The organism is Streptomyces sp. NPDC058964 (genome assembly GCF_042741275.1).
Lineage (GTDB): Bacteria > Actinomycetota > Actinomycetes > Streptomycetales > Streptomycetaceae > Streptomyces.
Genome location: NZ_JBHYKH010000198.1, coordinates 12,861 through 15,092, shown reverse-complemented (window position 1 = coordinate 15,092; position 2,232 = coordinate 12,861). Strand labels below are relative to the sequence as shown.

Annotated in this window: 2 protein-coding genes and 1 riboswitch; both genes read right to left on the bottom strand. The window is 71.1% G+C overall.

From position 1 onward, the window contains the following. Nucleotides 1-166: 166 nt before the first annotated feature. A complete protein-coding gene (locus tag ACFW2E_RS23610; protein WP_384469062.1) occupies nucleotides 167-862 on the bottom strand; it encodes a GntR family transcriptional regulator in 696 nt (231 codons plus the stop codon). 188 nt (nucleotides 863-1,050) lie between these two features. Beyond that, complete coding sequence (locus ACFW2E_RS23605) at nucleotides 1,051-1,803, bottom strand: M23 family metallopeptidase (protein ID WP_384469061.1); 753 nt, start codon at nucleotides 1,801-1,803, stop codon at nucleotides 1,051-1,053. A 12-nt stretch (nucleotides 1,804-1,815) separates the two neighbouring features. Continuing rightward, a riboswitch (cyclic di-AMP (ydaO/yuaA leader) is annotated at nucleotides 1,816-1,978 on the bottom strand. Nucleotides 1,979-2,232: the final 254 nt, after the last annotated feature.

Below are 2,232 nucleotides of genomic sequence, written 5' to 3'. Positions count from 1 at the left end.
GCGCCGCCCCTTCCGTTCGGCGAGGCTCAGCCGTTTTCCTGGTTCCTTTCTCCGGCAAGTCCGGAGCACGCAGTGTCTCGCACCGTCGGGAATTCCGGGCGCGCGGGAATTAGGCAGCGGAAATACACCTCCGCCAAATTGCTCTTCTTTGTATACGGCGCCCGTGTTAATGTCGCGGGCCCGACATGTTTACGGCGTGTTGCGAAGTCCTCACACGTTCCGGCCGCTCTCCGCCGCCGGAGAAACGCAGCCGGTGCGCGGACAGGGCGCGCTCGGTGTGCAGTGCCGTGACCGCCCGCGCGCGCTCCCCGTCGCCGCGGGCCACGGCGTCCACGATGGCGCCGTGCTCCGCCCAGGACTCCACCGGGTTGGCGGGGGCCTGCACCGTGTACATCCAGGCGATCTTGTGCCGCAGTTGGGTCAGCATCGAGGTCAGGGCGTGGCTGCCGCAGGCCTGGGCGAGCGTCTCGTGGAACCAGCCGCCCAGCGAGCGCAGGTCCTCGCTGCTGCCCCGCCTGGCCCGCTCCTGACCGAGCCGCACCAGGCCGCGCAGCACCTTGAGATGGGCCTCGGTGCGCCGCTGCGCGGCCCGGGAGGCGCCGAGCGGCTCCAGGAGCATGCGCATCTCCAGCAGGTCGGCGGCCTCCTGCTCGGTCGGTTCGGCGACGCACGCGCCCGCGTGCCGCCGGGTCACCACGAAGCCCTCGGCCTCCAGGGTGCGCAGCGCCTCACGGACGGGGACGCGCGAGACGCCGTAGCGGCGGGCCAGGAGTTCCTCGGTGAGCCGGCCGCCGCGCTCGTAGACACCGGCGACGATGTCGTCCCGGATCGCCGTGCACACCGAGTGCGCCGGAATACGCATGCCCGACCTCCGCCTTAATCCCCGTGAAACGCCGCCGATTGGCGCGCGTTCCGTGACTCTATTGCAATGGGCGGGAATTTCCGATGGCAGGCCGGAATCCATGGATATTTTTTGGACAGTGAGGCGTCCGAAACGCCGAGAGCCCCGGCTCGGGAGCCGGGGCCTCGTGAAGCGGGTGTGCCTTGCCGTCAGACGTTCACTCCGTGCTTGCGGAGGTAGGCGACGGGGTCGACGTCGGAGCCGTACTCCGGGGTCGTCCGGGCCTCGAAGTGGAGGTGCGGCCCGGTGACGTTGCCGGTCGCGCCGGAGAGGCCGATCTGCTGTCCGGGGGTGACCTTCTGGCCCACGGAGACGCCGATGGAGGACAGGTGGCCGTACTGGGTGTACATGCCGTCCGCCATCCGGATCACGATCTGGTTGCCGTACGCCCCGCCCCAGCCGGTCGACACGACCGTGCCGGAGCCGACCGCGTGGACGGCGGTGCCGCTGGCGGCGTGGAAGTCGATGCCGGTGTGGGAGCCGGAGGACCACAGGGAGCCGCCGGTCTTGTAACCGGTGGAGACGTAGGAGTTCGCGATGGGCGCCACGAAGGCGTTGAGGCGCTTGCGCTCGGCCTCGCGGGCGGCGCGCACCTTGGCCTCGCGCTCCTTCTCGGCCAGCGCGACAGCCCGCTTGCGGGCGGCCTCCTCGGCCGCCTTCTGGTCGGCGGCCTGCTTCTGGGCGGCCGCCTGGGCGTCGATCCGGTCGGCGACCGAGTCGTCGATGGTGATGACGGGGGTGAGGCCGGTGTCCTCGACGGACGGCTCGGCGGCGAGAGCCGGGGCGGCCAGGGTGCCGATGGCACCGGTGGTCGCGAGGGCCGCTACGCCGGCCGCGCGGGCGGTGCCGCGCTGCATCCGGCTGGGGCGGCGGTGCTTCCCGGTGGCGCGGGTGAACGCCATGTAGTGGCTGGTCCTTTCCTTCCCTCTCGCCTACCGGGTTAGCTGACGGGTTCGGAGCAGGAAGGTCTCCTACGGACCCCCTCGCTGTGCGCGGGCGCCCGATTCACCCCAGGGACTGCGATGGGTCCCCGGCTCCCCTGGCTCGCGCCGTACGGGGACTCGGCGATGACTGTCCGGTGCCGCGGGCGCGGCGCACTGCCTGACGAACAGCCTGGACGACGCTATGCGGACCGACTTTCAATACCCAAACCGATCCCGGCTTTTGTAGCGCATCCCACAGGGCAGACAGGCAACCTCCGCCTCAATTCGGACATCTTGGTGGAGCGTGAGTGGGCCCTGACGACCCGTCGGGGGTGGGGGGGCCCGCGCCGGGGGGCCCCAGCGGCGGGTCGTACCGGGGGGTAGACAATGTCGCGGGGCGCGGCCCGC

Excerpts from the sequence above, each read along its gene's own strand:
- ACFW2E_RS23610 (WP_384469062.1), bottom strand. The coding sequence starts at position 862 with ATGCGTATTCCGGCGCACTCGGTGTGCACGGCGATCCGGGACGACATC.
- ACFW2E_RS23605 (WP_384469061.1), bottom strand. The coding sequence starts at position 1,803 with ATGGCGTTCACCCGCGCCACCGGGAAGCACCGCCGCCCCAGCCGGATG.